This is a genomic window from Sphingobium sp. TB-6 (assembly GCF_012927365.1).
GTDB lineage: Bacteria > Pseudomonadota > Alphaproteobacteria > Sphingomonadales > Sphingomonadaceae > Sphingobium.
In genome coordinates this window covers 341,415-367,490 of record NZ_JABBGL010000001.1, presented here as the reverse complement: position 1 = coordinate 367,490, position 26,076 = coordinate 341,415, and the positions used below count along the sequence as shown (strand labels likewise).

Sequence of the window (26,076 nt, the reverse complement as noted above, 5' to 3'; positions counted from 1 at the left end):
ATTTGACGCGTTTTCCGAGCCAGCAGGTGATTGGCTTGGCCGAACTGGCGTTTCCACCCGCTTCGAAAACGCTCTAGCCGGCGGTAATGCCGCCGTCGACCGCCCAGCAGGCGCCATGCACATGACGCGCGCGATCGGACGCAAGGAACAGAAGCGGTTCGGCCACATCCTCGGGCGGACAGGGCGGGCGCATGCCCGTGTAGCGCGCGAGCAGCCGGGGATCGGCGAAATCGGGGAAGGACATGCCCTGCGTCATTTCCGTCCGCATCGGGCCGGGCGAGAGGACGTTGATCCGCACGGGACTGTCCATCATCTCCATCGCGAGCGACAGCGTCAGACCGACCAGTCCGAATTTGGAGGCGGTATAAGGCGCCAGATAGGCCTGCCCCATGAAACCGGCGGTCGAGGCCACACAGACGATATTGCCCTTGCTCTCGATCAGGTGCGGCATGGCCGCCTGCATGAGAAAGAAGGGACCGGACAGGTTCGAGGCGATGGTCCGGTGCCATTCCTCTTCCTTGATGTCCAACAAGCGGTGAAACATGACATCGGCGGCGATATTGCACAGCACGTCCAGCCGGCCGAACGCCGTCATCGCCGCTTCGATCGCCTCCCTACAGCCACGCGGCTCGCCAAGATCGCAAGCCAGTTCGACACATCGGCCACCCGCGTCGCGGATCAACCGCCCGGTCTCTTCCAGCTTGGCCCGGCTGCGCCCGACAAGGCACAGTGCCGCGCCTTCCCGAGCAAAGGCGAGACTCGCCGCCCGGCCCAGGCCCGACCCGGCGCCGGTGACCAGTACGACCTTGCCTGCAAAGTCCATCCGCATAGTCTTTCCCAAACGGGGCGGCGGCGGGATCAAAAGATGCCGCGCTGAACGCCTGTCATATCGGTGATTACGACGCGGCCAACCTTTCGCCGGATGGGGTCGATCCCGTCACCAGCGCCGTCGCCATTGCGCGCCACGCCGACGGTTACGGATCATCTCGTCCCTCTGCTCCGGCGTGACCAGCGGCGTGTCGCCGGGAAGATGCGACCGAAGCTCTGCCGCGGGCACGAGTCTGAGCGTCGGCTCCGGCCCGGAACTCGCGCCGGTCCAGCGCAGCATCAGCGACCCTTCGTTGCGGCCTGCCGGATCGAGCCAGTTGGGCACGCCCGGATCGTCCAGTGCGATGACGGCGCGGAAGCGGCCGTCGCCGTCGAGCCGCGCCTGCGCTGCGTTGAGGCTGCTCTGATGGTTGATCCAGTCGATCGTGTTCCACAGTGGATCGTTGAGCTGCACGTTCCAATAGCGCACCTGATCGGGCACCGCCGTATCGATGATCATCGCTTCCCCCGGTTCCAGCCGGAAGATGCCTTGATAATAATGCTGCCCGGCAACGCCGCCGCGACCGGCCCAGTCGTCATATTCCAGCCTGTTGACGAAGCCCTGCGCCCGCTGTCGCTGACCATAGCCCAAGGCGAATGCGGCATAGCGTTCGACGAAGGCCGACAGGCGATCGAGCCGATGGGCGATCTCGGCCGCGGGCACGGGACCGCCGCCCACGCGCCGGTCGACCCGTTCGATCGCGATGCGCAGATCGCGCCCCGCGCCCCAGTCATAATAGGCATGGCGCAGACCAATGGTGACCGCGCGCGGGTCGAGCGGGAACCAGTCGCCCGCATGACCCTCCGGCCGCTCGCCGCCCAACAGGATGTCGAATGCGCCGTCCGGTCCCAATGTGCAGGCATCCAGATCGATCATGCCCACCGAAGCCCCCATATCCTCCATCGGTCCCAGACCGCCCGCGACCAGATCGAGAAACACGAAAACCCCATCCCCGCGCGTGCCGGACAACCTGTAAACGCCGCTGCCGTCGATCCGCGCCGCGCCATAGATGAAGTCGGGATTGACCCCGACCGTGTTCAGCACGCTGCTGACCGACGGCACGAAATCGGGATGATCGGGATCGGCGAAGGCCGTCTGATAGCCGGTGGCGAGGATGGCGAAGAACAGGCGGTGCGCCTCGGCCCGGGCCTGTGGATCATCGGGATCGGCCAGCCTGTCCAGCACGCTTTCCGCCCCCGCCATCTGCTCCAGCCAGGCGCGCCACTGGGACGTATTAGAGATAGGCATGGTAGGTCTCAATATATTCGGCGAACCTGTCGCTCACCTGTTCGGCGGTCAGGCCATAATCGGCCAGCGTATAGCTGCGCGGCCCATGCTTGCCCGCCGGATTCTCCCGCAGCCAGCCCAGAATGCCTTTTTCCGAGTCCGGCGTGAAATCCCAGCCGAAATGGTGATAGGCGGCCCGGATGGTCGAAACCGGGTCGGCAACGAGATCCTTGTAGCGCATGTCGTAAATCGGCAGGTCCGGATGCGCCTTGCGGTAATCCATGCAGCACTTCACCCCGTCCCACCAGAGTTGCAGAAATTCGGCGCCCAGCGCATGCAGGTCGAGCCGGTCGTAGGAGGGCCCACGGATGACGCTGATCAGTTGGGAGATGGAGGCGATGACGGTGGTCGGGTCGCGATGCGGCTGGATGAAGATCGCATCGGGATAGACGTGGCGCAGCGCCGGGAGCTTATACATATGCTCCTGAATCTTGAGCACCCAATGCCTGCCGGGATGCCGCCAGCCCAGATGCTGAAGCCACATCTTATGGACCTCGTAACGAAAGGTCGCGTCGATGCCCTTGAACCAGTCGTAGAAGCGGGGAAGATGCTGGAACATGCACGGATTGCTGCTCTGAAACGACGTCGTCATGAACGATCCGCATTCTTGCGGGATCTTGGCGCCGAGCGGATGGGCTTTGAGCAATTCGTCGGCATCACCGCCCAGTTGCGCGCGCAGATGTTCGTCGAAACGGGCGATGCGCGGGTCCGTATCGGCGGTTGCGGCTTCGGGCGGGGGCGATGGCTCGGCCACTTCCCACATCAGCGGCGTGCGGATCTGCGGGTCGCCTTCCATCAGGGCGTGCAGGAAACTGGTGCCGCACCGGGGCAGGCCGAGGATGAAAAGCGGCTGCCTGATTTCGACATTGGCAATGTTGGGATAGCGCGCCCGATCGTCGGCGATCGCCTTCAGCCGGGACAAGTCATCGGCGATGATATGCAGCGCCCGGGCATGGCCATTGGCGTTGAGTGCCCGGTCTTCCTCCATCGAGGCGAGCAGTTGTTCGAGCCCCGGCCGCACATTGTCCCGTAAATAATCAGGCAGCGGATATTGCGCCAGCAGCGCGTCCGCGTCCGGAAATCCAAATGTCATTGCCATCCTCTCTCAAACCGGTCTGACGACCATTTTGGGCAGGATGACCGGTCCGGGCACCGATGAAAAGCGCAGGCGGCCTCGATGTCGCCTATCGGAAACAGATGTCGAAAATTGCGGCTACACCAATGGGCGTCAGTGGATCAAAAGCCGGTCGCGGAACTGCTGCGGCGAACAGCCCTCCATCTGGCGGAAGGCCACACTGAAACTTGCCGTATTGGCAAAACCGCAGCGATAGGCGATCTCCTTGACCAGAAGCGATCGGTCCATCAGCAAGTCCTTTGCCAGAGCCAGCATATGACGGCGACAAAAGGCTGCGGGACTTTCGCCCGTCGCGGCGCGGAACAGGCGTTCATAATGACGGACGCTGATGCCGCGTTCCGCCGCCAACTGCCCGATCTCGACCCTGCCGGGCTGCTCCCGGATATGTGCGACAAGGCCGGCCAGATAGCGCTGGTCGAACGTCCGGCGACTGGTGAATTCGGCTTGCGTTTCCGGGCCGAATTGCTGCACCATTTCGGCTGCAAGCCCGACGCTGATCGAATCCAGAACGAGTTGCGAACACAGCCCCGGCGCCACCAGTTCCTGCTGCGCCCTTAGAAGCAGCGCCCTGACGTGGGGATTGCGCATGTCTATGGTGTCGCGCAGTTGTTGATCGGAAAGTTCCATCGGCAATCCGGTAATCGCGGGAATATCTATTCTGCAAAATAGCGATCTTTGCTCGCGTTCCTGCCAATGCATTTGGAACGGACGCGCGGCCGGATAAAAGCGCACTTCGCCCTGCTCGCAAAAGTCGCAGGCAGAAGCGAGATAACGACCCACGGACGGGAAGTGGGTCAATTCGAAATAGCTGCACGGCGGCGTGAAGACGATCTCGTTCCGTTCCCGCCAGAAAAACCGCCGGACTTCAAAGCGGGCACCAACTGTAGCCTTGGCCGCTTCGAGAGACGTTTCGAATTCCTGCGGGAATATGAAGTCCAGTCTTGTGCCCTCAGCATGACGGGCAGCGTCATAAGGTCTTATCGACATATCGGCCCTTACCTGCGCTCTCTTCTCTCCGGATTATCGTGATGATAGGCGATCGACCTTATCAGGAGAAGCTGATTTATCGGACGATCTCTTCTGGTTCCAAAAATATAATCGGATGATTTCCCTGATACGCGGTTACGGGAAATATTCATATTTTTGACGATAGATACCCAAGATGTTACTGTTATCATCATTCGGATCGGCTACGATCGTACTAGCCTATCCTTGACGGAATCGCTATTCATTTGGCACTTTGAATGCTGATCGATAGCTCGGAATCGACACCTTATATTGCTACCGAGCAGATAGTGTCCATTTGCTATCGGCAGGAATTTCATGATCAAAGAGCCACGGATAGGGCTGACGCATCTCCAGCGCCTGGAGGCGGAGAGCATCCATATATTGCGGGAGGTCGTTGCGGAGGCCGAAAAGCCCGTCATGCTGTATTCCGTGGGCAAGGATTCGGCGGTGATGCTGCATCTGGCGCGCAAGGCCTTCTACCCCTCGCCGCCGCCCTTTCCGCTGCTGCATGTCGACACGACGTGGAAGTTCCAGGCGATGTACGATCTGCGCGACCGGATGGCGCGGGAATCGGGGATGGAACTGCTGGTCTATCACAACCCCGAAGCGCAGGAGCGCGGGATCAACCCGTTCGATCATGGCGCGCTGCACACGGACATGTGGAAGACGGAAGGCCTGAAGCAGGCGCTCGACCTCTATGGCTTCGACGCGGCGTTCGGCGGCGCGCGGCGCGACGAGGAGAAGAGTCGGGCGAAGGAGCGCATCTTCTCCTTCCGCACCGCCAGCCACGGCTGGGACCCCAAGAACCAGCGGCCGGAGCTGTGGAACCTCTACAACGCCAAGAAGAACAAGGGCGAGAGCATCCGCATCTTCCCGATCAGCAACTGGACCGAGCTGGACATCTGGCAATATATCCATCTGAACGACGTGCCCATCGTGCCGCTCTATTTCGCGCAGGAGCGCCCGACCGTGGAGCGCGACGGCATGCTGCTGATGGTCGATGACGAACGCTTCCCGCTGAAGGCTGGAGAGGAGCCGGTGATGCGCTCCATCCGGTTCCGGACATTGGGCTGCTATCCGCTGACCGGCGCGGTCGAGAGCAAGGCGAAGACGTTGCCGGAAGTCATCCAGGAAACGCTGCTCACCACCACATCGGAACGGCAGGGCCGCGCCATCGACAAGGATGCCGGCGGCGCCGGCATGGAGAAGAAGAAGCAGGAAGGGTATTTCTGACGCACTACGGAATGCGAAGCGTTCCCAAGCGTCAACCCCAGCGCAGGCTGGGGTCTTTCGCCTCCTGATACGAACCAGACCAATGCGACCCCGGCCTTTGCCGGGATGACGGGACAGATGACATGACCGACACGCTCGACGAACCTATCTACAAGACCGATGCCCTCATTGCCGAGGACATCGACCAGTATCTGCAGGTGCATGAGCACAAGACGATGCTGCGCTTCATCACCTGCGGATCGGTGGACGACGGCAAGTCGACGCTGATCGGCCGCCTGCTCTACGACAGCAAGATGATCTTCGAGGATCAGCTCGCCGCGCTGGAGGCGGACTCCAAGCGCGTCGGCACCCAGGGGCAGGAAATCGACTTCGCTCTGCTGGTCGACGGCCTTGCCGCCGAGCGCGAACAGGGCATCACCATCGACGTCGCCTATCGCTTCTTCGCCACCGAAAAGCGCAAGTTCATCGTCGCCGACACGCCGGGGCATGAACAATATACGCGCAACATGGTGACCGGCGCGTCCACCGCCGACCTTGCCGTCATCCTGATCGACGCGCGCAAGGGCGTGCTGACGCAAACCCGCCGCCACAGCTATCTGGCGCATCTGATCGGCATCAGGAATATCGTCCTCGCCATCAACAAGATGGACCTGGTCGACTATGACCAGGCGGTCTATGACGGCATCGTCAAGGATTATACCGAGTTCGCCCACTCGATCGGCATCAAGGCCTTCACGGCCATGCCCATTTCCGGCTTCAAGGGCGACAATATCACCGGCCCGTCGGCCAACACCCCCTGGTACAAGGGGCCCGCGCTGATCGAGCATCTGGAGACCGTCGAGGTCGATCAGGTCTCCGATCAGGCAAAGCCCTTCCGCATGGCGGTGCAGTGGGTCAATCGCCCGAACCTCGACTTCCGCGGCTTTTCCGGCCAGATCGCGACCGGCACGGTGCGCAAGGGCGATGCGATCCGCGTCCTGCCCTCCGGCAAGACCAGCACGATCAGCCGCATCGTCACGCTGGGTGGCGATCTGGACGAAGCGATCGCCGGTCAGTCGGTGACATTGTGCTTCGCCGATGAGATCGACTGTTCGCGCGGCGACGTGATCGCGGCGTCGGACAATCCGCCCCAGGCCGCCGACCAGTTCGAAGCGACCATCGTCTGGATGGCGGACGAAGAAATGCTGCCCGGCCGCCCCTATTGGCTGAAGATCGGCACCCAGACCGTCACCGCCACGGTCCAGCACCCCAAATATCAGGTCAACGTCAACACGATGGAGCATCTGGCGGCGAAAACGCTGGAGCTGAACGCCATCGGCGTCGCCAACCTGTCGACCGACAAGCAGATCGTGTTCGAACCCTATGAGACGAACCGCACGCTGGGCGGCTTCATTCTGATCGACAAGATCACCAACGCCACGGTGGCGGCGGGGATGCTGCACTTCTCGCTGCGGCGGGCGCAGAATGTCCATTGGCAGGCGACCGATGTCAGCCGCGATTTCCATGCGGGCCTCAAGAACCAGAAGCCGGCCGTGCTGTGGTTCACCGGGCTTTCGGGCGCGGGCAAGTCGACCATCGCCAACCTTGTCGAGAAGAAGCTGGCGCGGATGAACCGCCATACCTTCCTGCTCGACGGCGACAATGTGCGTCATGGGCTGAACAAGGATCTGGGCTTTACCGATGCCGACCGGGTGGAGAATATCCGCCGCGTGGGCGAAGTCGCCAAGCTGATGACCGATGCGGGGCTGATCGTCATCACCGCCTTCATCTCGCCCTTCCGCGCCGAGCGCGAGATGGTGCGGCAGATGATGCAGCCGGGCGAGTTTGTCGAAGTGCATATCGACACGCCGCTGGCCGAGGCCGAAGCACGTGACGTCAAGGGCCTTTACAAGAAGGCGCGCACGGGTCAGCTCAAGAACTTCACCGGCATCGACAGCCCCTATGAAGCGCCGGAAGATCCGGAGATCCGCGTCGACACCACCGCCATGACGGCGGAAGAAGCGGCCGATGCCATCGTTGCGAGGCTGATCCCATGAGCGCGGCGGTGGAAAACATGACCGACGCCGATCTCGCCGCCCATCTGGCGGAGATTGCCGGGCGCATCCTGATCGATGTGCGGGAAAGCGGCCTGTTCAGCCCCAAGGCGCTGGGCAAGGCGGGGGACCAGACGGCGAACCAGTTCCTGTGCCACGCCCTGCGCGAGGTCAGGCCGCAGGACGGCCTGCTCTCCGAGGAGGAGAAGGACAATGCCGACCGGCTCGCCATGAGCCGGGTGTGGATCGTCGATCCGGTGGACGGCACCCGCGAATATGGCGAGGAGCGGAGCGATTGGGCGGTGCATGTGGGTCTGGCCCTCGACGGGCAGCCTGCCATAGGCGCAGTCGCACTGCCGGGTCTGGATGGCGGCACGCTATTGCGCTCCGACCAGCCGGTCACCGTGCCGCCTGCCCCGGACAGGCTGCGCATGGTGATCAGCCGCACCCGCCCCGCCGCCGAGGCGGTCGCGGTCGCGGAACGGCTGGGGGCGGAGCTGGTCCCCATGGGCAGCGCCGGCGCCAAGGCGATGGCGGTCATCCTGGGCCAGGCCGATATCTATCTGCACTCGGGCGGGCAATATGAATGGGACAGCATGGCCCCGGTCGCGGTCGCGGTCGCCCATGGCCTCCACTGCTCGCGGATCGACGGCTCGCCGCTCGTCTACAATAGACAAGACGTCTACCTCCCCGACCTTCTCATCTGCCGCAAGGAGCATGCGAGGCAGATTCTCGAACTGATCGCGGAGGTCACGCAGGTCGCCGACTGAAACGGCCGATCCCGCCAGAGCGGGTCATATGCCCGGTAAGCGTTCACCGATTGTTCGCCCTTAGCGTTGTCTGACGTGCTTTCCACGCTATGTCCTCTATATGGCTTCCTTCAACATCAGATGCCTGACCGAAATCTGCTGGGCCCCGCTTCCAAGCCGATCCACGCCGATGATCGCCGTTTTCACCCTGATTTTTGAACGTCGAGCGATTTTGTCAAAAATTGGCTAACGGGAGCAACCGACCGGTTTCCCCCGTACAATCAAAATCTCAATGGTCGCAGTTACGGCGTCGAAGGCAACGGGAATCGCATTACGTCAACGCTCTACGGCTCCAAGACTGACCTGGGTGGCGGCGGCGCCCGAACAGCCGGCGGTCAACTGATTTGCTGCACCATATGTTGCCGGAATGGCGGAATTCAGCCGCTTTGCGGGTGTGGGAACAAGTCCACTGGCGTTATACATATTGGGGAAGACGACGGTGCCTCACCTACGCCTGCATCCGCTTGAGCAGGAATAGGCATCAGGGCATATTTGCTCCTTTTCCGAAAGCATCAAGTCCAAAACGTGCAACAAGCCGCCTCCATACATTCTGAATATAGCTAGTTTTCCTCCATGTAACCCGACTATGATAGTGGCCGATCGCTGCCCAGTAATCTCGGGCGTCCTGCAAGTCGGTCAGAAATATCCAGCGGGCAGCGTACACATTGAAGCAGGTGTCATGTTGAAGCCGATGCCATATCTCAGATTCCGATTGATGAACCAAGGCCGAGATTTTCGGTACCCACCAACTGTTGATTTGCAATGGGCCCAAATCGTAGCTGCCGTCTGTGTTCCTGATCTTGGCGCCAACCCATCCCGCTTCCTGATCTCGTAGGCCCCAAAGCGTCTTTTCCAGCCAGCCCTTTCCATTTGATGCGAGCCGAATGCACCGCGCCACCTCGACATCCCCGGCAAACTGCTTTGCGTTAGCTGGGGCTGCATACAGGATTGTCAGGCTCATGACGATCAGCCCTGCCAATACCAGGCCTTTCGGCCCACTCATCGATCCAACCCTTTTGACCGATCATGCCCATGTTCCTGATCTTGAGTCGGTTCCGGCCTGGACCGGTCGCGTCCAATCAACGAGCGCAGAAAGGAATCAAGCTGTTCGGCAACGGACCGTGCCCGGCCTGCAAGCTTTTCGGGCAGCGTCAATTCCTCCGCTTGCGATCGGGAGCTTGCCGAACCCAAACGTTCTCTTCTCTCCTGCCGCTGGATTTCCTGATCCATGCGCTGACGACGCAATTTCTCCCCATGACGCGCCGTGAAACTGCGTCGACTGTCTCGATCAAGACGACCAAGACCTTCAAGAGATGATGTCTTTTGACCTGAGTTTTGCTCCAATTTCTTGGCCAGCTTATCCCTGTCTTCCGTCCATAGCTTCACGCCAAGGCGCGCGCGGGTGATCGCCGTGTAGAAATTCTGACCATTGACGAGACTTGATCCGATGGGAGCCAAAACATAAGCCCGTGCATAGGTCTTAGACTGAGACGAATACACGGTTTCGGCGTAGCCATGGTCCCAAGTCTTGTGTATCGACAAATCTACGGTCTGGACTCTATCATCCCGATCCCATCTGATTGTTGCCAGCAATCCATCGAGCTGTTCGACCGTGCCTCGCTCAGCATTCTTCAGATCGAGCTCCTTGTTGGCCAATCGCCATTGAACGCGATCCCCGGACGCCAAGTCCCGCTCACCTTGGTCGAAGACATTGACCTGACGGGGGCGCGTCGATCGGGGGTCCCACCGGATAATCCGTCCCTGTTCATCGGCTAACCGAACGATTTGCCGGCCGTTCTCATTGCGGCCAAGTCCTACCACGCGATATTCCACGTCCCGGGCGATACCGACCTCGGCAATGTCGCGCCCAAATTTCACGACCTGCCCACGCGAATAAAAGCGCGCGAACCGCTTCTCTTCGTCGGTCATCCCCGCCGGCGACACAATCTGGAGACGACTCTCCTCGATGGCGATGCCCCCCTCCTTCTGGAGCGCTTCCCGTATCTGGGCGTTCACAGCCAGACGAGTGGCATTTTCAAGCACGAGAATGTTCGTGCCAACGCGATGCTCCGTTTTGAGCCGGGTCCACTCCCTCACCATGTCCTTGGCAAGTATGTCCACGCTCTCCCCGCTTACGACCTTATCGAGCGCGGCGATCGAAGCGGGATAGTCACCCTCGCGCGCATACGTAACCGCAGCTCTCATCGACTTGGTTTCCTGCCGTACCGACTCCTTGAGTTCCGCGGTCGGCAAACCCAGTCGTTGCAGCAACCAGAAGGCTTTGCCCTGCTCGATGGCGCCGGTCTGGTGATCGTCACCCAAGAGGAGAAGGCGGGCACCCGTTTTGCGACTGATCTCCAGCACACGGGCAGCTTGCCGATTGCCGAGCTGCCCAGCTTCATCCAGCACCAGCACATGGCGATCGCTGATCCCATGACCGCCCCCGGCAAGCAGACTGGCAACGGTCCGGGACTCGATGCCGGCATCCTGCCCAAGCTTCAATGTCGCAGACGAAGTCGGGGCGGTCGCAATGAGGATGGTGCCTGGCTCCGCAGCCTCTTTGAGCGTCTTGACCAGCGTTGATTTCCCCGAGCCGGCCACCCCATGGATGCCATTCACCCGATCGCGCGAGATCGCGACATTCACCAGCGCCTGTTCCTGGGCCGGCGTCAAACCAGCCTTTTCGAGCGCGACCAGCAGCCGGTCCGCAGACGCGAGGGGCCGAGCATCGCTCAACGCAAGCGCAAGATGCTGCGTCAATTCCAACTCAAGACGCGCGGTTTTTCTCGTCGTGCGGCCCCGGGTCAATATCTGATGGCCCGTTTGTTCGCGCGTTGCCAGAAGCTTGCGCCGTGCCTCATGGGCTTCGATCATCGGGCGGACGTCAGACAAGCGCACTTCCCCAACATGGGAAGCGAGGCCAAGACGGAATATGCGTCCCAGATTGTTCACCGCTTCGCGCGTTTCCGCCTGTCGCATGCCGAACAGAGCGGCCCGGCCAACGTCGGCCGCGCGCGGAACGATCTCCCTGCTGTCCTTGCCGCTCAATAGATCGAGATCTTCGCGGTATCGTTCCGATCGGTGCTGCCATTGCTCCCGCAGCGCCTCGATACCGACCTTCTGCTTGGGAGGGCGGGTCGCATAGAAGGAGGCCTGGCGTCCGGCCTGCCCGGTCAGCCCCTCTTCCCGCGCATGGGCATCGATCTGTTCGGCACGCCTGGAAAATGCCTTCACCAGATCCTGCGGAACACCCCTGATTTCGAAGAGGCCGTTGCGAGGATCATGGTCGATCTCATAACCCAGCTCCCGAAGGCCATGGGCTAGGTCGTTGCGATACACCTGTCCCGCGGTCATTTGCTCCGCAAACATGGCGCGAGTTTCCAGACTTGCCATGTGCGCCTCGCCCTCCCTGCCAGTGATGTTCATGACAACCACATGGGTGTGGAGATGGGGGTCGAGTTCCCGGCTGGCATGTTCGGTGAAGCGAGCAAAAATCAGCCGGCCGGTCGTCTCATAGACAATCTCGCCGGCGACGCGGCGCCGCAGGGCGGCATGTTCTTCCAGATAGTCCAACGCTGTCCCGACCGCCTTTTCATGTGCAGCCAGTATCCGCTCGTCTCCCGCGACCAGCGCCATGATGGAAACCGACTTGGGCGCGTTGACCGCGAAATCCCAACCGGGATGATGCTCGATCTCCCCATCCTTGTGGTGCCTTCCAAGCTGCTGCTCCCTAACCCAGCCGGAGAGCAGTTGCTCGAATATCTCGGGATCGACCTTTCCTTCGAGGCCAAGGTCACGCGCAATTTCCCCTCCCCATTCGGAATGCTCATCGGGACCCTTCTTGTAATAATCGCCGAGCGCATAATAGCGGACGACATTGCCGGGTTTGCCATATAGGCGGACGGGATTGATCATGCCGGCCTTGCCTGTTCGCGGGGGCCATCGGCGCGGCCATGCTGGACGAGGTTCGACTGAATGCTGCCCTGGCGCGCAGCCAGCAAGGTCCAGGCATCGCGCGGCGGGATCGGCAATTTACCCTGCTCCGCGCCGAGAATGGCATCGACCTGCGCCGCCTCACTCTCGACCGCAGGCGACCCATCCACGCTCGGCGCACCGGTGGCAGAAGCACTGGAGCCCTGCCCCTCCTTAGCGGGAGGACGCAGATCATCACCCTGCCCCCTTTCACGCTCGAGCGCCTCTCGCACCCGTGCCTCGGCCTTGGCCAGTTTGACCAATTCGTCCGCCTTACTGAGCCGCTCCGGCGGACCCACACGTTCGACAAATGCAGGTTCGTCCGAGGAGACGACATTGTACCGGTCCGCGAACTTGACGACCGGAAGGTTACGCCCGAACCGGAGGAAACCGGAAAGATTGGGAAGGTTCGTGACCTCGGTGTGCATGACAAGCGGCCGGGTCACCTGTATCCGGGAGAGATTGACGCCGTCCCGCATGTCGTTGACGCCATAGCTCATGCCTTCATTGGCTTCGACCTGTTCGACCTGACCCAGATTTTCGGAAACATGCTTGGCGGTCGGGGTGTCATTGGCGCGCAGCGCCACCCAGGTCGAGCAATAGCCGGTGATGGCGGCAGCATCCTGAATGCCATAGGTGGCCTCAAGCTGCGGGTAACTCTGATAACCCAATATGCCGCAGCCACCATATTTGCGCGCCCGCGCGAGGAAGTCGCTCAGGGAGGGCAGCTTCTGGAGCGTTGGAAGTTCATCGATGACGCAATAGAGGCGCCGGTCCCGATCCGGCATGAGACTCATGATGGCGCTGATGGCGATGTCGAGCCAGACCGTGATCAGGGGACGCAGCGAGGGAAGCTGGTCCGCCTTCACGGTGATGAACAGCCAGCTTCCCGGTTCCCCTTTTTCCACCCAGTCGCGGATCGAGAAACCATCCTCCGTGTCATCGAGATAGGAAAAGCTGCGCATGACCGAGGCCAGTTCCGCCTGGATGCCGGCCGAGGTCCGGTCCCCTTCCATGCTGAGAAAAGCGGCAGCATCGGTGCCGGCGGCGAACGCCACGAGATCCTTGAGCTTGGACCGGAGCAACCGGTCAAGGAGCAGAGAGACATAGGTATGCTTCTGCCGGGCGAGCTTTCGCAGGACTGCCACCAGAGTCCCTCTCGCCGCCTTCGCCCAGAAGGGATCACCCCCCTTATCCGGGATCGTGGACTCAGCGATCTGGTCATAATGATAGTCGCGCGGGACATCGACCCAAGGGGACCATCGCGCGGTCCGCTGGTCGAGGGGATTGAGCAGCGTATCATATTTGGGGCGGTAGAATTTCTCGACGAAGGTGCCTGCGGTATCATAGACGATCGCCCGTCGACCCGATGTGCGAATGCCCTCCAGCATCTTGACGATGAGATTGGTCTTGCCGGTGCCGGGCGCTCCGCAGAGGAGGATATGCTCGGGCTCGAAAGCCTCCGGCACCGGGACTCCCCCGATCGTGAGCGGCCCCTTCTTCTGCCAGAGAAGCGCCCGCTTCAACTGTCTGACGGTGCCGAAGCGGGCGCCGCGCAGGAATTGATTGGAGCCAAGGCCGCGTCCCGTGCGGGTGAAATAGAACCAGGCCCAAAGCAGCATGGCGAGGGCGAAGACACCCGACAGAGCAGCCCCGTGCAGGAGGTAGCTTTCGAAGGCCGCGAGGGTCTTGTGGGCCAGCCGGGAGTCGAGCAGCGCCTTGGGCGTGGTCCAATATTGCTGGCCCGTTGGTGTCCTGAACAGGATCGGCGTGACATTGCCGGGAACCGCGTCTCTCATGAAGGTCGCCTGGCCGATCTTCACCAGCACGAAACGCTCATAGTCGGAGGATTTTTCGAGCGCATACCAGACGATACCGCCGATCCAGATCACGAGACCGGCAAGGCAAGTCTGGTAGAAGACCTGGGTGGTCATGCGGACATTGTGAACGATGGCCTGTCCACCCCTCGTCCAACTGCCCAGCGTGTCGTTGCGGAAGATGCTCATGAACGTCCCTCCTCAGACAGAAGGCCCCGCTCATCGAGCAATTGGCGGGCATAGCCTTGCCCCTTTTCCAAGGCCTGCGGCGCTCGTTCGCCGACCGCGGTCACGAGGATCGCGAACGTCTGGATTACCACCGCGAGGATCTCGTCTTTCGACGAGTAAATATAGGCGCGATCAGGATCGGCGGCCCTGGTCAGGACTGACCGGATGAATGCGGAAAGACTGAGATCGGCCCCATTGGCGCGCCGAAGGAGGCGCCGATGGAGGGCGTCGTCGAGACGAAAAGTAACTGTGACCATGCAGAAGCTCCGATGATACGGAGCCCCTACCGGGGAGGTGAAGCACAGCTTTTATAGTTGAAATGAAGGGATTTTTCAACACCCCGAGGACGGCGCGTTCAAAATGTCAGGATACGGAAAAATAATACGGATCATACCGCATCATTTCAGTATCTTATCAAGAAAATGCGATGGCCCGGTCATACCGGTATGACGATCTGCGGTGCATCGGTAATACCCGTATGACGCCCGCAAAGCCGCAGAAATGCTGGGCAAACGCCACGCAGCACCCGTGCGTGGGGTGCATTACAAACGGCCAGCGGTCGTGCGTCCTTTCTTCGCAGCGCGCTTGCCCGCTGCGTTGCCTCGTGCCGGAAGGCGCGGGGCTCCCCCGCAGGGGGTCTTGTTCTTCCCGGCGGCACGCCGGGCAGCAACTCTTTCCTCGCCTGTGCGCGAGACCTGGATTGCAATCATGATGTTCTCCATCGATAATGAGGGTTGGCGGGCAGACCATCCGATGAGGAAGATGATCATGCCCAAATTGACTGACCGGGAACGCCTTGCGGGCCTTGAGGCGCAACAGAAGAAGATCGCGCAGGATATCCTGGACACCCGCCGCACCCTGCGCGGCAAATATGCCGCCATGCTTGCCGATATGGAGATCGAGCGACTGTCGGAACGGGAGTGCCGCGAAATCCTTGTCCATGCGATCCGGGCGGGTGGCACGGCCTCGATCGCTGCTCTTAAAAGCCTCTCTGCGACACATCGCGCCGAACCCGACAAGCGCCCGTAGGGCGTCCCTGCGACGAGCACGGCGGAGCCGCGCGCAGGAGGCCCGCGCCGCATGGCGCGGCCTCGTCGACCGACGGGACCGGCGCTATCGCGGCGGTCCTTGAGGGCGACGAAAGGGTGGTGGAAAGGAAAAGAGCGGGACCGATCCGGGAGAAACCCGAACCGGTCCCGCTGTCCTTGGCGGGTTCAGTCGACCCAATGCGCAGGCCCTCCATAAAGGGTGAGCAGGATGGGATCGACGCCTATCGAGCGCATCACTCGTACAAGTTGCGCCTGGACCCCGCTACCCTCCGCAATGACGGCCTCGACCGGTCGCAGCCGGGCGATCTGGTCGTTGCGCACGAACCCCGCCCGATTGCCCCAGCGCCCCTTGTCGATGCCCAGCCTCACCACCGGTGTCCCGGTCCGGGCGGCCCAGGCTTCGGCGATGGCGTCCCCTCCGCATTTCTGCGCCGTGGTCAACAACACCATCGTCGGGCGCACCGCCTTGATCCGATCGAGGGCTTTCCAGATCGGCGTATAATCGGACCATTGGCTGCCACCGGAAAAGGCCACCAACGGGCCGTCGGGGTGATGCTGCCCAATCCGGCGTTGACGGCGCGCGGCGAGATAATCGGTGCCGTTGATGACGCTCGCGGTGCGCTTGGAGGATATCAGCGTGGCCTTTGGTGCTGACCAGGGCTTCCCGGTCTCATTGTGGAAGATGTCTGCCGCATGATCGCGCATGCAGGCCATTGCGTCGGATGCTTCGTCGAGAAAGGCGAGCAGTTCGTGCACCCGTTCCAGTTCGACGCTGTGGATCTCGCTGCCATCGGCGCGGCGGAGCAGGTCCTGCATGTCGCGCGTCGCCTTGTCCGCCTGGGCTGCCCACTGATCGGCTGCGCGGTGGAAGCTGTAGACCATCCCCCATGCGATGGTCCCCGCTGCGCTTTGCAGCCGGCTGTCCCGCAGCACGTCGAAAAGGGTCGTGACGATCAGTTCGATGGCGAGTTGGACCTGTGCCGGGTCGGGCATCTCGCAGGGCATTTCATCCTCGCCCTTCCCGATCCGCACCCCATCCAGATCTGATGCGAAGGCGGCGAGGAAGCTCTCGCTTGTCGAGTTGTCGTCGGCGGCGATGTGCGCCACGATCTCGGAGAAGGAGCGGATGGAACGGTTGGTCTTGGTCATGGGAACCTCCTTGTACTGAACCAAAAGAGGCTTTCCCTCGACACGGGCTTGCGCCGGCGGGGTCAAGGATCGTGGCGCAGCCACGACCGCGAAGCGGCGATGGGGGTCACGATTTTTTCTGGCGCGCGCCAGGCCTGACAGGGAGTGCCGCCGCCCGCCCGCCAGGAAAAATGGTGGGGCCCCGTCGTCCTTGAGGCCGCCGGTGTTCCCCGTGTAAACTTAACCCCGATGTTGAGAGAAGAGAGGAGGCTCGAGAATCGGGGGCTCGATGCCCCCGATTCTCGAATGGGTGCCTCTGGACGAAACCTCAAAAGGCGCGGGGCAGGCTCGATGCCTGCCTCGGGTCTTCGTCAAGCCTTGCGGCGGGCACCGACCTCGCCATCGGGCGGGATGTAAGCGGCGAAAGGATCGCCATCATTCAGATGACCGAAGGGGGTCATGATATAATCGCCGCGGTCCCTCCCGACTGCGCAGATCACGTAGCGCGGTTCACCCGTGGCGGCATCAGTGCATTCGAGCAGGGCAAGATTTCCATCGGCAGCTGCGCGCAGCAGCGTTTGGAAATTGCGGCGATAAGAATCTGGAATAGCCATGAACAACTCCCATGGAAAAGGGGACGGTCGCACCCGCGCCGTCCCCGATGATGTCTTATAAGGGCTACAATCAGCTGCGCCGCCTACGCCAACTGGCCTTCGGACGACCGACGTCTGCGGCGGGGGCCTGGTCCGCCTTGCGGAAGGCATGGATCGGAACGCTGGCCTTGCGCAGCGCCTGGTAGAGATTGGCCTGGATGCCGGACCCTTCGCCCAGCACGGCTTCGACCGGCTGCAATTCGACCATCTTGCGGTTCCGGGCGAAGGGCGCTTTACGCCCCGCTCCCGGCAAGGTGTAGGCGACAAGCGGAACCTGGCGGTCCCCCGCCCATGCCGCGACGATGGCATCGAACCCCTTCCGTTGGGCGGTCGTCACCAGCATCATATGCGGTATGCGTTCGAGAATGAGGTCGAGACGCTCCCAGATTGGTTGCCAGTCATGCCAGACGGCATGGCCCGAGGCGATCACGATCGGTCCCGTTGGCAGATAGCGCTCGCGGGCGGCGAGATCGCGAGCGCGCAGATAGTCCTGCACGGCGACCTGGGTTGCGCTCGATGCTTGCAGCGCGCGAGCCGAACGGGTCTTGCTACCCTTTGAAGGGGACCAGGGCCAGCCGGACTGGGCGCGATACATTTCGGCCGCATAGTCGCGCATACACTCGACCGCCTCGCGCTGTTCGGTGGTGGACTGGCAGAGGAGCTGCTTATCCTCCAGTTGCTGATTATAGACCTCGGAAAGGTCGGGCCTGTTCGCCATGTCGCGCAGTTCATCGGCAAGCGCATCCTCACGCCGTTCCAGCTTGTTAGCCACGAAGTGGAAGGAGTTGACGAAGCCCCAAGCGATCTCCGCGGCGAGCGGTTCAAGCCGCGTATCGGCGAGGAGGTCGAAGATGGTGGCGATCACCGCCCCGCACTCAGCCTGCGCCGCGAGCGGCTCGGGCATATCATGATCACCCGGTTCTTCGCCCGGCTCAACGATGGTGAGGGGTATGGGATCACCGAAGGCGCGCTGGAAATCGGAGCTGGCGGTGATCGCGGCATAGAGGCTCTTCAGGTCAGCGAGGCTGTCCACGCTGCGGGGATGAATGTCCGTCATGGGATATCTCCTCATGGGATGGGCAAAGAAAAAGGGCTGGAGAAGCAGCGCTTCCCCAGCCCGATTGCTGCGATGATCGAACCCTCAGTTGCGGAAATCGTCATCGAAATCGGCACCGGCGCCGGCTAGCTGGCCGCCCAGTTCCGCAGTGCTTGCGCCGAAGCCACCTTCGCCGCCCGGTTGATAGTCGGAACCGCCGCCGCCCATGCTGTCGTAATTGGCGGTGCCAAAGCCCGAACCGCCGAAGTCGGACCGGAGCGTGTCGCGCCGCCAGGCGATGGAGTAGCCTCCATTCTCGATCGGGAACAGCGCAATCGCCAGCGGTTCGGGGAGGCTCGGATCATCGATATTGCCGGCGAGGAAGACTTCTCCGGACCTTTTCGCGGTTGCCTCCCACAGCGCGCCCACCTGCACCCACCGCCGCGCGACGTTGAGGGCGATGACTTCATAGACGGGCGCCCTGGGGTTCATGCTATCGACCTTGCGCAGGCCGATCCGGGGGAGATCGATCGTGCGGGTGGCGAGACGGCCTTCGAGACGACCATTGACGAGATGAACTTCACCGATATTCATTGACTTGACCTTTCATTCTATCGCTCGAAACCCATTCCCGGCGACAAAAATCTCAGATCCCTCTCTTCTCTGGTCCCCGACCGTAGGGCCTGACGCATCCCTCTCGGCTCTGGCGTACGCCACCAAGCAACCGCTTCCCCCTTTTCGCGCATGTGCTGAACGCCCGACAATCTCGCGACCGCGATACCCTCTGGCCCAGCGCGGCAGGGATGACCGCCCGCCAGGGCCGAGACCCGCGCAGCGGGGCTCGGGGCGAAGCCCGTCAGCCCGGCGTCCGCGGAACGCGGGCGGCCGCCCATCCCCCTTACAAGCTACAAGACCAACTCCTGCACGGCTCCACGCAACGCGGACATAAGCCGCCGGCCATGCGCAAAGGAGAATGAGGGGCCATTTCTTCGCGATCGGCGCATAAAGTCGATTTCGAAATCATCCGGGTTTCGATCTCCATCGCGGCATGAGAGCATCGATATTCGCTGCCAAGCACTCGGACATCCCGTCAGCTGTGGTCATAGGTTGGCCAAGCCGATGATGGCGGTTCGTCGCGGTCAAATAGAACCCAGGACGCGTCGCCCTGAAAGGCGGCCTCAAGGATCGTCCAGAGTTCGCGTGACACACCAAGCGGCGGTTCGACTTCACCCAAAACCACGCAAGTGTGAACGAAAAAGCCGTAGAGATGAGGCTCGATCACCAGCGCGCCGTGGTCGACCACGACCCGGCCGCCTTCATTGCGGGGGGCATTCAAGATGAGTTGATCGATGGCGTTCCGCTCGGCCTTGGGCAGGTGGGCGGTAGAAACGACATAAAGTGCCGACAGACGCATAAGTACCCCTTCGAAACAGATTTCAGGCGGGCTTGTCGAGCGTGACGGAGAGGCTGTCGCGCGTCGCAGTCAGCGCGAGAGTTCGCCCCTTCGGATGCAACCACTGGACCTTGCGTTCAACCGCATCGCGAATTTGCTCTATCAGTGCGGCTTCCTCGCCAAGCAGAAGCGCATTGGCGAGATCGCGTGCGTCGCGCTCAAAAAATTGGCTCTGGGTTTTCCAACTATCGCTGTTGGCATCGTCGGACGCGCAGAAAATGCAGCTCTTCATCCACCAGGCAAGCAGGGACGGCGCTATCTTTGCCTTGGCATCGAATAAGATGATGGCTTCATCCAGTTCAGTTCCACCATTGCCGCAGACGAGCATCTCCAGTGGATAGCTGAGATGGTTTCTTCGTGCTTCCGGCAAAGTAGATTCGGCAATAACAAGGTCGAGGTGGATTGAATCGACGGGTCCGGAAGCGAACGCAGCATCGAGGGGATCGTCTCCATAGACCGCCTTCTCGCCATTCCGTTCGATCGAGAATGTAATCTTGTCCAGTCGGGGGAGCCGGTCATACCAGCTATAGCCAGCAAATTGTTCCTCGGCGCATACCACTTCACCGCCCATTCGCGCGGCATCTTGCAGTATCGGGGCTGCGCCTTGCTCTATATCCACATCGAACCGGGGCACGATGATCATCGTTGCTGAACGCACAGGGCCACCGCATTCTCGACCCTGGCTGTCAGCAGTGATGGGCATCCACGCTTCGAGCCATGGAGCCGCCTCAGCCAGGGTCACGCCCAATTGCTCAGCACGTTTCCAGCGCTTGAAGGAAAGACGATGGTTGGACTGCTGCGCAATGACACGATAGATGCCGGTTTCCGCCTCGAGCCGAAGCGTGGCAAGGGCGTCATTCTCTACCATCTCCTTTCGGGCCGGCAAAACGAGTTGCAGGTCCGGCGCATCGACGATGTCGATCTTGACGTGCCAACGGTCGAAGGTTCCGATCTCCAACACGGACGGCATTAGGCATGGCGCGGTGACACCATGAAAATTGAACCGGGGTGCGTCATTGGGATCATAACCGGCGGCCGAAAATATCCCGATCCTGCATCCCCGGCATTCTTCGATCCGAATAGCGCCGGCCAGAAAATCTTCTCTGGGCAACTCAGTTCCGTTAAAGATGACAGGGAGCGGGAAATAGCGCGATGCTTCGCGAACGGAATCCGGTAAGCGCTCGATCCACTGTTCAGGGAGCGTGATCTCAAGCTGAGTGCCGGCAGTTCGGGAAGAACACTCCACGGCAAGAGCCATGTCGCCCTCCCAGGCGTTTTCGGGAATTTCGACCTCCCAGCCCTGCCCCGCAGCGCGCGACCAGGATCTGATGATGACGTGGTGACCGGCAAGACTGAAAACACCCATGCCAGCGGGATCCTCGCGTCGCGCGATGTCCTTGTCCCAGCCGGAATAGCCCAATGTCACAAGGGCCGACGGATCATCGATGCCGGAACCGTCATCGGAGAAGATCAGTTTCTGGACCCCATCGATGTCGGTCACATCGATGTCGATCCGGCTCGCGCCTGCGCGGCGGGAATTCTGTAACAGTTCATGAAGGACGTCATGAATTGTGCCGTTGAACAGGCGCGAGACGCGGGTGATCAGCGACTGACCGACGGACGGCTGAATGCTGGCTGGAAGCGACATATCGTTATGCTCCGTGGGATGGAGGTCCATTCCTCCGATCCATCCTTCAGTCCCCCTCCTTCCTCCCTATTGCGGGCCTGCGGGTTCCGGTGGCACGCATGGCGTGAGCAGCTCTATTGGGTCCGACTCTTTCGATATTCGATGTGGATTTTCAGCATCCGACCAGTCGATATTGTCGATCACCCAGCCCGGCACAAAATCCCAATCAAAGCAGAGCGGATAGGTCGCGCTGACTTCCTGCCAGGCTTTCTCGACAGCGCTCGTCCAACCCACGACAATCAGGCGCAATGCAGCGGTCCCGACGGTCTCGAAACTGCGCGCAATAGCCGCAGCCAAAAGCTTTGCGGCCTGATCGCCACTGGTCTGGTCCCGCAAAGCGAGCACGGCTTCCCAGAGGCACGCCGCAGTTTCGAGACTGAACTCTTCACTCTGGTTCATATGCTGATCCTTTCATGTGAAGCTCAGGCCGCGTTTTGGGCGCAGCCCTGGTAAAGTCCGAGATCGCATGCCATCAGCGCATCGACAGCCGGCTCGAGCCGATCGAATGCATTGGCGAGGTCAATAATCGGAACGCAATGGCAGGCATCGCCTGTCCCATGATCGCCGCGATAATGGATCGGCAGCATATCGGCAGTCATTTCGGGAAAAACCGCTCGAACAACCAGCGTTTCGACCCGGCGGGCCACGAGACCGACGCGACGAGCCAGATAGGACCGTTCAGGTTCCCGCATGGGAAAATAGCGATCGGGCGCGATCAGCGGTGCTAGGCGTACACATTGAAGCCGGCCCCCAATATGGGGACCAAGGATCGAGGGAAGCATGGCCTGTCGGCCCGCTGCAAGTGCCGTCCAGGGTACCAACGCGCGATATTCGAACAGCAGCGCCGCGCCCGGAAGCCGGACGCGCGTAACGATAATGTCCATGTTAGACCTCCGATGAAAGGGGGGCACGCCACGAATGACTGAAAAGAACGGATCGATCAGATTATCGTCGATCGCCGGCAAAGGTCGCCGTTGCCGTCAGGCGCATCAGATATTATTCTCGGCGCATGCCGGACTCGGCGTCGATGGCGATCGTGCCCGACCCGGCCATGCTCCAGGATTTCAACCACCCTCTGGATCGACACGGATCGGGGAGGATTTATGCGCGAACTCGACGAAGAAGAACGTGAGATACTCCGCATGTTGGACAGCGGAATTTCCACCCCGGACCTGATCACGATTGTCCGTGATCTTGGCGATGTGCTGCGGCAGCAAGGCTATGTGATCCAGGCCAATGTGGCCGAACTTGCCGCCGACCGCCTGATCTATCTCCAGGCACGCCTGAAGGCACTGACGGCAGGACCACTCCCCTACCAGTCATGAACGGGCAGTTCCGGGAGGACCGGACCGTCGCAGTCGAAATGCAGCAGACCAATGCCCCGGCTGCGTGCCAGGCGGATGGCAGCCATAAGATCCTCGGGAAGCGAAAATTCCCGCGCAGGATCGAACTGCCGCGTCGCGACGAACCAGCCACGCGCGTTGCGCGCAACGGTGATCGGCGCCTCATGCGCATGGCCATTGGTCCAGCTATCGAGCATCGCCGCTGTGGCCATAGAGAGATGAGTGGTGGCAAGGACGCAGTAACGCCCGATTTCCGCCCCTGGCAGCGCTGGGAATTCGCCGTTCGAACTTCGCAGCTCTGGATGGGTTCCGGTTGAGGATGGAGAAGCTGACAATAAGGATGCCAGCCCGCGTGAGGAACGGGACATGGGAATTGCTCCGGATTTGAAGGGTCCGACACAGAGGTAGACGGCGGGACCGATCGCGGGAGATCGATCCATACTTCTCAGACCTGCCTGGCAACAGCGCGTCGCCGCAAATCAGGGATCAGCGCGTTATCATAGACGCTCTCGCCCGAGCGTTCGAGCGCATGCTGTTCGGCACGATACCAGTTCGGCGCGTCGATCGTGTAGAGCTCCATCCCATATTGCTCGTCGCCGCTCAGGAACTGGACTTCGACAATGAAGGTCTGGATTTGAGGGGAAGCGCCCATGGCGGTATCCTTTCGCAAGAGAAATTGCGGCCCCGGCGGGCGCCGGAGCCGAAGCGGATCGAAAAAGCGGATTTACGTCGGGCGCTCAGTGCGCCTTTTCGAGGAGCTTGCGCCCCTTGGCCTCGAGGTCGAGGCGATTGTCCTGATTGGATTTCGTCCGCGCGTGGGCGGTGATGCCCTGGACGAAATCGAAGAGACTGGCGGGCGGATGGCCTTCCTCGGCCAGCACCGTGGAAATGATCTTGCCGGTTTCGGCCTTCGAAAAACCCTGCTTACGCAGGAACGTTTCGCGATCCTCGTCGGTGCGCGCCACGATCCGCTCGCGCGCGGTGCGAATGCCATCGATAAAGCTTCGAGGGGAGGAATCCGCGAAATTTTCAAGCGCCGGCGCAGTTTCATGGGCGAAGCGATTGGCCGCGAATTTGGAGTGCCGGATCGAGATTTCCTCGAAATTCTCCGCGCCCCAAATGTTCCTGTTCATGCATACCGCGCGGAGGTAAAACGTCGCCATGCCAAGGGTTTTGGAGCCGACCTCCGAATTCCAGCAATAAAATCCCCGGAAAAAGAGATCTGGATCGCCATTGGCAAGACGGCCCGCCTCAATCGGATGGGTGTCGTCAACCAGGAACAGGAAGACATCGCGATCGGACGCATAGAGGGTCGTCGTGTCGCGGGTCACATCGACATAGGGGTTATAGTGCATGCTGCCCCAATCAAGTACGCCTGGAACTTTCCAACGCGTATCACCGACACCATTACCCGCGATCTTCATCACCGCGGAGACCAATTCATAATCCCAGATACGGCCGTAATCCGGCCCGGTAACGGCCCGAAGTTCCGTGCGCCCCTCTTCGGTCTGGAGCAGCTTCACCTGTTCACCGCGATGAGCGAGCAGGCCGTGCTGGAGATTGATGCCCGCTAGGGCCGCCGGCAGTGAGCGGAGATAGGAAGCCGGCGCGCCGACCAGGCTCGAAAGCTGGCCAAAAGACCAGTTGGTGGGCGCAACAGGGCGATCGTCACCGGGAACGAAAAGGCTGAGGCGCTCGGCATCTTCGGACCGCGCCTCGACCCGAACCGCCCTGCTTTCGACGATCCGGGTCGTGGCGCGATCGGCGCGGGCGCGGACGCTGTCATAAAGGTCGGTCAACGAGAGGAACTTCTCGTCATCGGGTCGCGAATACCATTCGGAGGAAACCCGGCCGATATTGCGGCCCCGTGAGATATCGACGCGATAGGCACCGCCAACTGGCGATGCATCACTGTGCTGGACGAGATTGGACATGGGATGATCTCCTCATTCGAGTTGGACCTCGGGCGCATCCACACCCGGTCCGCATCCATCCCACCCTCTTCCCTCCCGTTCCTGTCTCGCTGCCCGGCCTGCCCGGCCTTACAGTCCGCCCGGTTGCTCGGGCATGCTGATCGCATCGGCTTGACACTGATCGGTCGGGAGCCATTCATACAGGAGATGGGCATCAGGTTCATGTTCAGAGCCAATTGCGATGCGGATAAGCCTGCCATCGCAGGCAAAGGCGCCGGCGCGAGGGAAGTCCATGAAAGTGCGGCCTTCGAACACGAAATCTCGCGATCTGATGGCTGTGACGGTCCGCGTCGTGCCGAGCGCCCGATGCCCCTTTGGGCCGTACAGAAGCGTCATGCGATCACCGACCTTGAGTTGCTTGCGAAAGGCGGCAAGCGAGATGCGGCTGACAACGGGATTGGCAGCACCACGCCGGGCAGACAGGGCCGCCCAATAGGCCCTGCCGATCCTGATATCGGTATAGAAGGCGCAACTCATAAAGTCCTGAAGGAGGTTGGAACGGGTGAAGCCGAAGCGCTCGACCTGATCACGGATCATCACGATGAAAGCATGACGCGCTGGTGGGTCGGTGAGGTCCGCCGGCGCATCGAGCAACTCAACGATGATCTTGCGACCGCCGGTGAAGACCTGGCTGCTCACCGAGAAGCGGGCGCCTGCAATCAGCCCCAACAGATGCTGCTCGATACGATGACACAGCGCCGGCAGCGCTTCACCCTGCCGGTAGAGATCGCCCTCATAATGGAAATTGCCCCGGCTGTCGGGTTCTGTCTGACTGTAGGAAAGGATCGGCGCAGGGAGGATGTTTGGCGCTACGGACATGGACGCTTCCTTTTGCGGATTGAGGGGACGGACAGGCGGATGCGCAAACCCTTGCGACACGCGCGCCGCACAATGTCGCCACACCCACTTCCCTCCTCAGGCGAGGTTCCCCGATGCTGACTCGTGAGATTGCCAGAGGAGGCACGTCGGGTCGGTGCCAATATTCAGGCGAGGAGCGCAGGATCGATAGCTTCATCCTCCGCGAAGTCGGTCGTCCAGATTATGGCATCGACAAAAGCCATCCCACACTCGATGACTTCGACTTCAGAAAGAAGGATGATTTCGCCCTCGGCATTCTCAATGAGACAGAAGGGTTCACCATTTCCACGGGAGCGAACCATCGCCCGCTGCTGCATATGGGGAATGATCATGATCAGATTTTCCTTAGTAGCATCCAGATAGGATGCTCTTCCTTCTGGGCTGTTGCACCGTTCGACTTGGGATGATCAATTGCGACGGATATTACCTCACCCTATCGCCTTTCCTTTGACTCATTGAACTTAACGCGGCATGGTTTTACCGTTTCGCAACTGATCCGACTCCAG

26 protein-coding genes are annotated in these 26,076 nt (G+C 61.1%); 5 read left to right on the top strand and 21 right to left on the bottom strand.

What is annotated here, in order from left to right:
- Window positions 1-73 precede the first annotated feature (73 nt).
- From HHL26_RS01595 to HHL26_RS24165, 4 genes are all read right to left on the bottom strand, one after another.
- A complete protein-coding gene (locus tag HHL26_RS01595; RefSeq protein ID WP_066563952.1) occupies window positions 74-823 on the bottom strand; it encodes an SDR family oxidoreductase in 750 nt (249 codons plus the stop codon).
- A gap of 114 nt (window positions 824-937) precedes the next feature.
- Window positions 938-2,116, bottom strand: coding sequence for a hypothetical protein (locus HHL26_RS01590; RefSeq protein ID WP_237230102.1), 1,179 nt, complete (start codon window positions 2,114-2,116; stop codon window positions 938-940).
- Window positions 2,103-3,248: a sulfotransferase gene (locus HHL26_RS01585; RefSeq protein ID WP_237230104.1), complete on the bottom strand. Its 1,146-nt coding sequence runs from the start codon at window positions 3,246-3,248 to the stop codon at window positions 2,103-2,105. Before HHL26_RS01585 ends, HHL26_RS01590 begins: the two co-directional genes overlap by 14 nt.
- 135 nt (window positions 3,249-3,383) lie before the next feature.
- A complete protein-coding gene (locus HHL26_RS24165; RefSeq protein WP_237230106.1) occupies window positions 3,384-4,277 on the bottom strand; it encodes an AraC family transcriptional regulator in 894 nt (297 codons plus the stop codon).
- A gap of 336 nt (window positions 4,278-4,613) precedes the next feature.
- Between HHL26_RS24165 and cysD the strand changes: the two genes are divergently transcribed.
- The 3 genes from cysD to HHL26_RS01565 all read left to right on the top strand — a co-directional run bounded on the left by cysD (window position 4,614) and on the right by HHL26_RS01565 (window position 8,334).
- Window positions 4,614-5,531 carry a sulfate adenylyltransferase subunit CysD gene (gene cysD, locus HHL26_RS01575; RefSeq protein ID WP_066563138.1) on the top strand — a complete coding sequence of 306 codons (918 nt, stop codon included), beginning with the start codon at window positions 4,614-4,616 and terminating at the stop codon, window positions 5,529-5,531.
- A 122-nt stretch (window positions 5,532-5,653) separates the two neighbouring features.
- On the top strand, window positions 5,654-7,567 hold the full coding sequence (gene cysN / locus HHL26_RS01570; RefSeq protein ID WP_102999817.1) for a sulfate adenylyltransferase subunit CysN: 1,914 nt from the start codon (window positions 5,654-5,656) through the stop codon (window positions 7,565-7,567).
- Window positions 7,564-8,334 (top strand): 3'(2'),5'-bisphosphate nucleotidase CysQ, encoded by a 771-nt coding sequence (locus tag HHL26_RS01565; RefSeq protein ID WP_240962267.1) that lies wholly within the window; start codon window positions 7,564-7,566, stop codon window positions 8,332-8,334. The genes cysN and HHL26_RS01565 overlap by 4 nt, the downstream gene beginning before the upstream one ends.
- Window positions 8,335-8,854: 520 nt before the next feature.
- On the opposite strand, the gene HHL26_RS01560 is transcribed toward HHL26_RS01565, so the two are convergent.
- The 4 genes from HHL26_RS01560 to HHL26_RS01545 are packed head-to-tail and all read right to left on the bottom strand — an operon-like array spanning window position 8,855 to window position 14,647.
- Window positions 8,855-9,376, bottom strand: a complete 522-nt coding sequence (locus HHL26_RS01560) for a lytic transglycosylase domain-containing protein (RefSeq protein WP_082749146.1) — start codon at window positions 9,374-9,376, stop codon at window positions 8,855-8,857.
- Complete coding sequence (gene mobF, locus HHL26_RS01555; RefSeq protein ID WP_066563145.1) at window positions 9,373-12,288, bottom strand: MobF family relaxase; 2,916 nt, start codon at window positions 12,286-12,288, stop codon at window positions 9,373-9,375. Before mobF ends, HHL26_RS01560 begins: the two co-directional genes overlap by 4 nt.
- Complete coding sequence (locus HHL26_RS01550) at window positions 12,285-14,351, bottom strand: type IV secretion system DNA-binding domain-containing protein (RefSeq protein WP_066563148.1); 2,067 nt, start codon at window positions 14,349-14,351, stop codon at window positions 12,285-12,287. Before HHL26_RS01550 ends, mobF begins: the two co-directional genes overlap by 4 nt.
- Window positions 14,348-14,647 carry a CopG family transcriptional regulator gene (locus HHL26_RS01545; protein WP_066563150.1) on the bottom strand — a complete coding sequence of 100 codons (300 nt, stop codon included), beginning with the start codon at window positions 14,645-14,647 and terminating at the stop codon, window positions 14,348-14,350. The genes HHL26_RS01550 and HHL26_RS01545 overlap by 4 nt, the downstream gene beginning before the upstream one ends.
- 511 nt (window positions 14,648-15,158) lie before the next feature.
- On the opposite strand from HHL26_RS01545, the gene HHL26_RS01540 reads away from it, so the two are divergent.
- A complete protein-coding gene (locus tag HHL26_RS01540) occupies window positions 15,159-15,419 on the top strand; it encodes a hypothetical protein (protein WP_066563959.1) in 261 nt (86 codons plus the stop codon).
- Window positions 15,420-15,604: 185 nt separating this feature from the next.
- Here the strand turns inward: HHL26_RS01540 and HHL26_RS01535 are convergent, their stop codons facing one another.
- From HHL26_RS01535 to HHL26_RS01500, 8 genes are all read right to left on the bottom strand, one after another.
- Entirely contained in the window at window positions 15,605-16,588 is a 984-nt protein-coding gene (locus tag HHL26_RS01535) for a DUF2493 domain-containing protein (protein WP_066563153.1), read from the bottom strand.
- Window positions 16,589-16,938: 350 nt separating this feature from the next.
- On the bottom strand, window positions 16,939-17,181 hold the full coding sequence (locus HHL26_RS01530) for a DUF6117 family protein (protein ID WP_066563154.1): 243 nt from the start codon (window positions 17,179-17,181) through the stop codon (window positions 16,939-16,941).
- Window positions 17,182-17,251: 70 nt separating this feature from the next.
- Complete coding sequence (locus tag HHL26_RS01525) at window positions 17,252-18,277, bottom strand: DUF2493 domain-containing protein (RefSeq protein ID WP_066563157.1); 1,026 nt, start codon at window positions 18,275-18,277, stop codon at window positions 17,252-17,254.
- Window positions 18,278-18,361: 84 nt separating this feature from the next.
- On the bottom strand, window positions 18,362-18,850 hold the full coding sequence (locus tag HHL26_RS01520; protein WP_066563159.1) for a DUF736 domain-containing protein: 489 nt from the start codon (window positions 18,848-18,850) through the stop codon (window positions 18,362-18,364).
- Window positions 18,851-19,346: 496 nt separating this feature from the next.
- The gene (locus HHL26_RS01515) at window positions 19,347-19,670 is read right to left on the bottom strand and encodes a hypothetical protein (protein WP_066563162.1); all 324 of its coding nucleotides are present in this window, start codon (window positions 19,668-19,670) and stop codon (window positions 19,347-19,349) included.
- 22 nt (window positions 19,671-19,692) lie between these two features.
- Window positions 19,693-21,387: an ATP-binding protein gene (locus tag HHL26_RS01510; protein ID WP_066563164.1), complete on the bottom strand. Its 1,695-nt coding sequence runs from the start codon at window positions 21,385-21,387 to the stop codon at window positions 19,693-19,695.
- 36 nt (window positions 21,388-21,423) lie between these two features.
- Entirely contained in the window at window positions 21,424-21,795 is a 372-nt protein-coding gene (locus HHL26_RS01505; protein WP_197672815.1) for a hypothetical protein, read from the bottom strand.
- A 23-nt stretch (window positions 21,796-21,818) separates the two neighbouring features.
- Window positions 21,819-22,361: a hypothetical protein gene (locus HHL26_RS01500; protein WP_240962264.1), complete on the bottom strand. Its 543-nt coding sequence runs from the start codon at window positions 22,359-22,361 to the stop codon at window positions 21,819-21,821.
- A 138-nt stretch (window positions 22,362-22,499) separates the two neighbouring features.
- Between HHL26_RS01500 and HHL26_RS01495 the strand changes: the two genes are divergently transcribed.
- Window positions 22,500-22,721, top strand: a complete 222-nt coding sequence (locus HHL26_RS01495; protein WP_066563178.1) for a hypothetical protein — start codon at window positions 22,500-22,502, stop codon at window positions 22,719-22,721.
- On the opposite strand, the gene HHL26_RS01490 is transcribed toward HHL26_RS01495, so the two are convergent.
- From HHL26_RS01490 to HHL26_RS01470, 5 genes are all read right to left on the bottom strand, one after another.
- Window positions 22,709-22,951, bottom strand: a complete 243-nt coding sequence (locus HHL26_RS01490; RefSeq protein WP_066563183.1) for a hypothetical protein — start codon at window positions 22,949-22,951, stop codon at window positions 22,709-22,711. The two genes, HHL26_RS01495 and HHL26_RS01490, sit on opposite strands and share 13 nt — an antisense overlap.
- A gap of 233 nt (window positions 22,952-23,184) precedes the next feature.
- Window positions 23,185-23,391: a hypothetical protein gene (locus tag HHL26_RS01485; protein ID WP_066563186.1), complete on the bottom strand. Its 207-nt coding sequence runs from the start codon at window positions 23,389-23,391 to the stop codon at window positions 23,185-23,187.
- An 85-nt stretch (window positions 23,392-23,476) separates the two neighbouring features.
- Window positions 23,477-24,673, bottom strand: a complete 1,197-nt coding sequence (locus HHL26_RS01480; RefSeq protein WP_066563187.1) for a hypothetical protein — start codon at window positions 24,671-24,673, stop codon at window positions 23,477-23,479.
- Between the two features lie 108 nt (window positions 24,674-24,781).
- Window positions 24,782-25,531 carry a hypothetical protein gene (locus HHL26_RS01475; protein WP_066563961.1) on the bottom strand — a complete coding sequence of 250 codons (750 nt, stop codon included), beginning with the start codon at window positions 25,529-25,531 and terminating at the stop codon, window positions 24,782-24,784.
- Between the two features lie 164 nt (window positions 25,532-25,695).
- Window positions 25,696-25,902 (bottom strand): hypothetical protein, encoded by a 207-nt coding sequence (locus HHL26_RS01470; protein ID WP_066563192.1) that lies wholly within the window; start codon window positions 25,900-25,902, stop codon window positions 25,696-25,698.
- Window positions 25,903-26,076 lie beyond the last annotated feature (174 nt).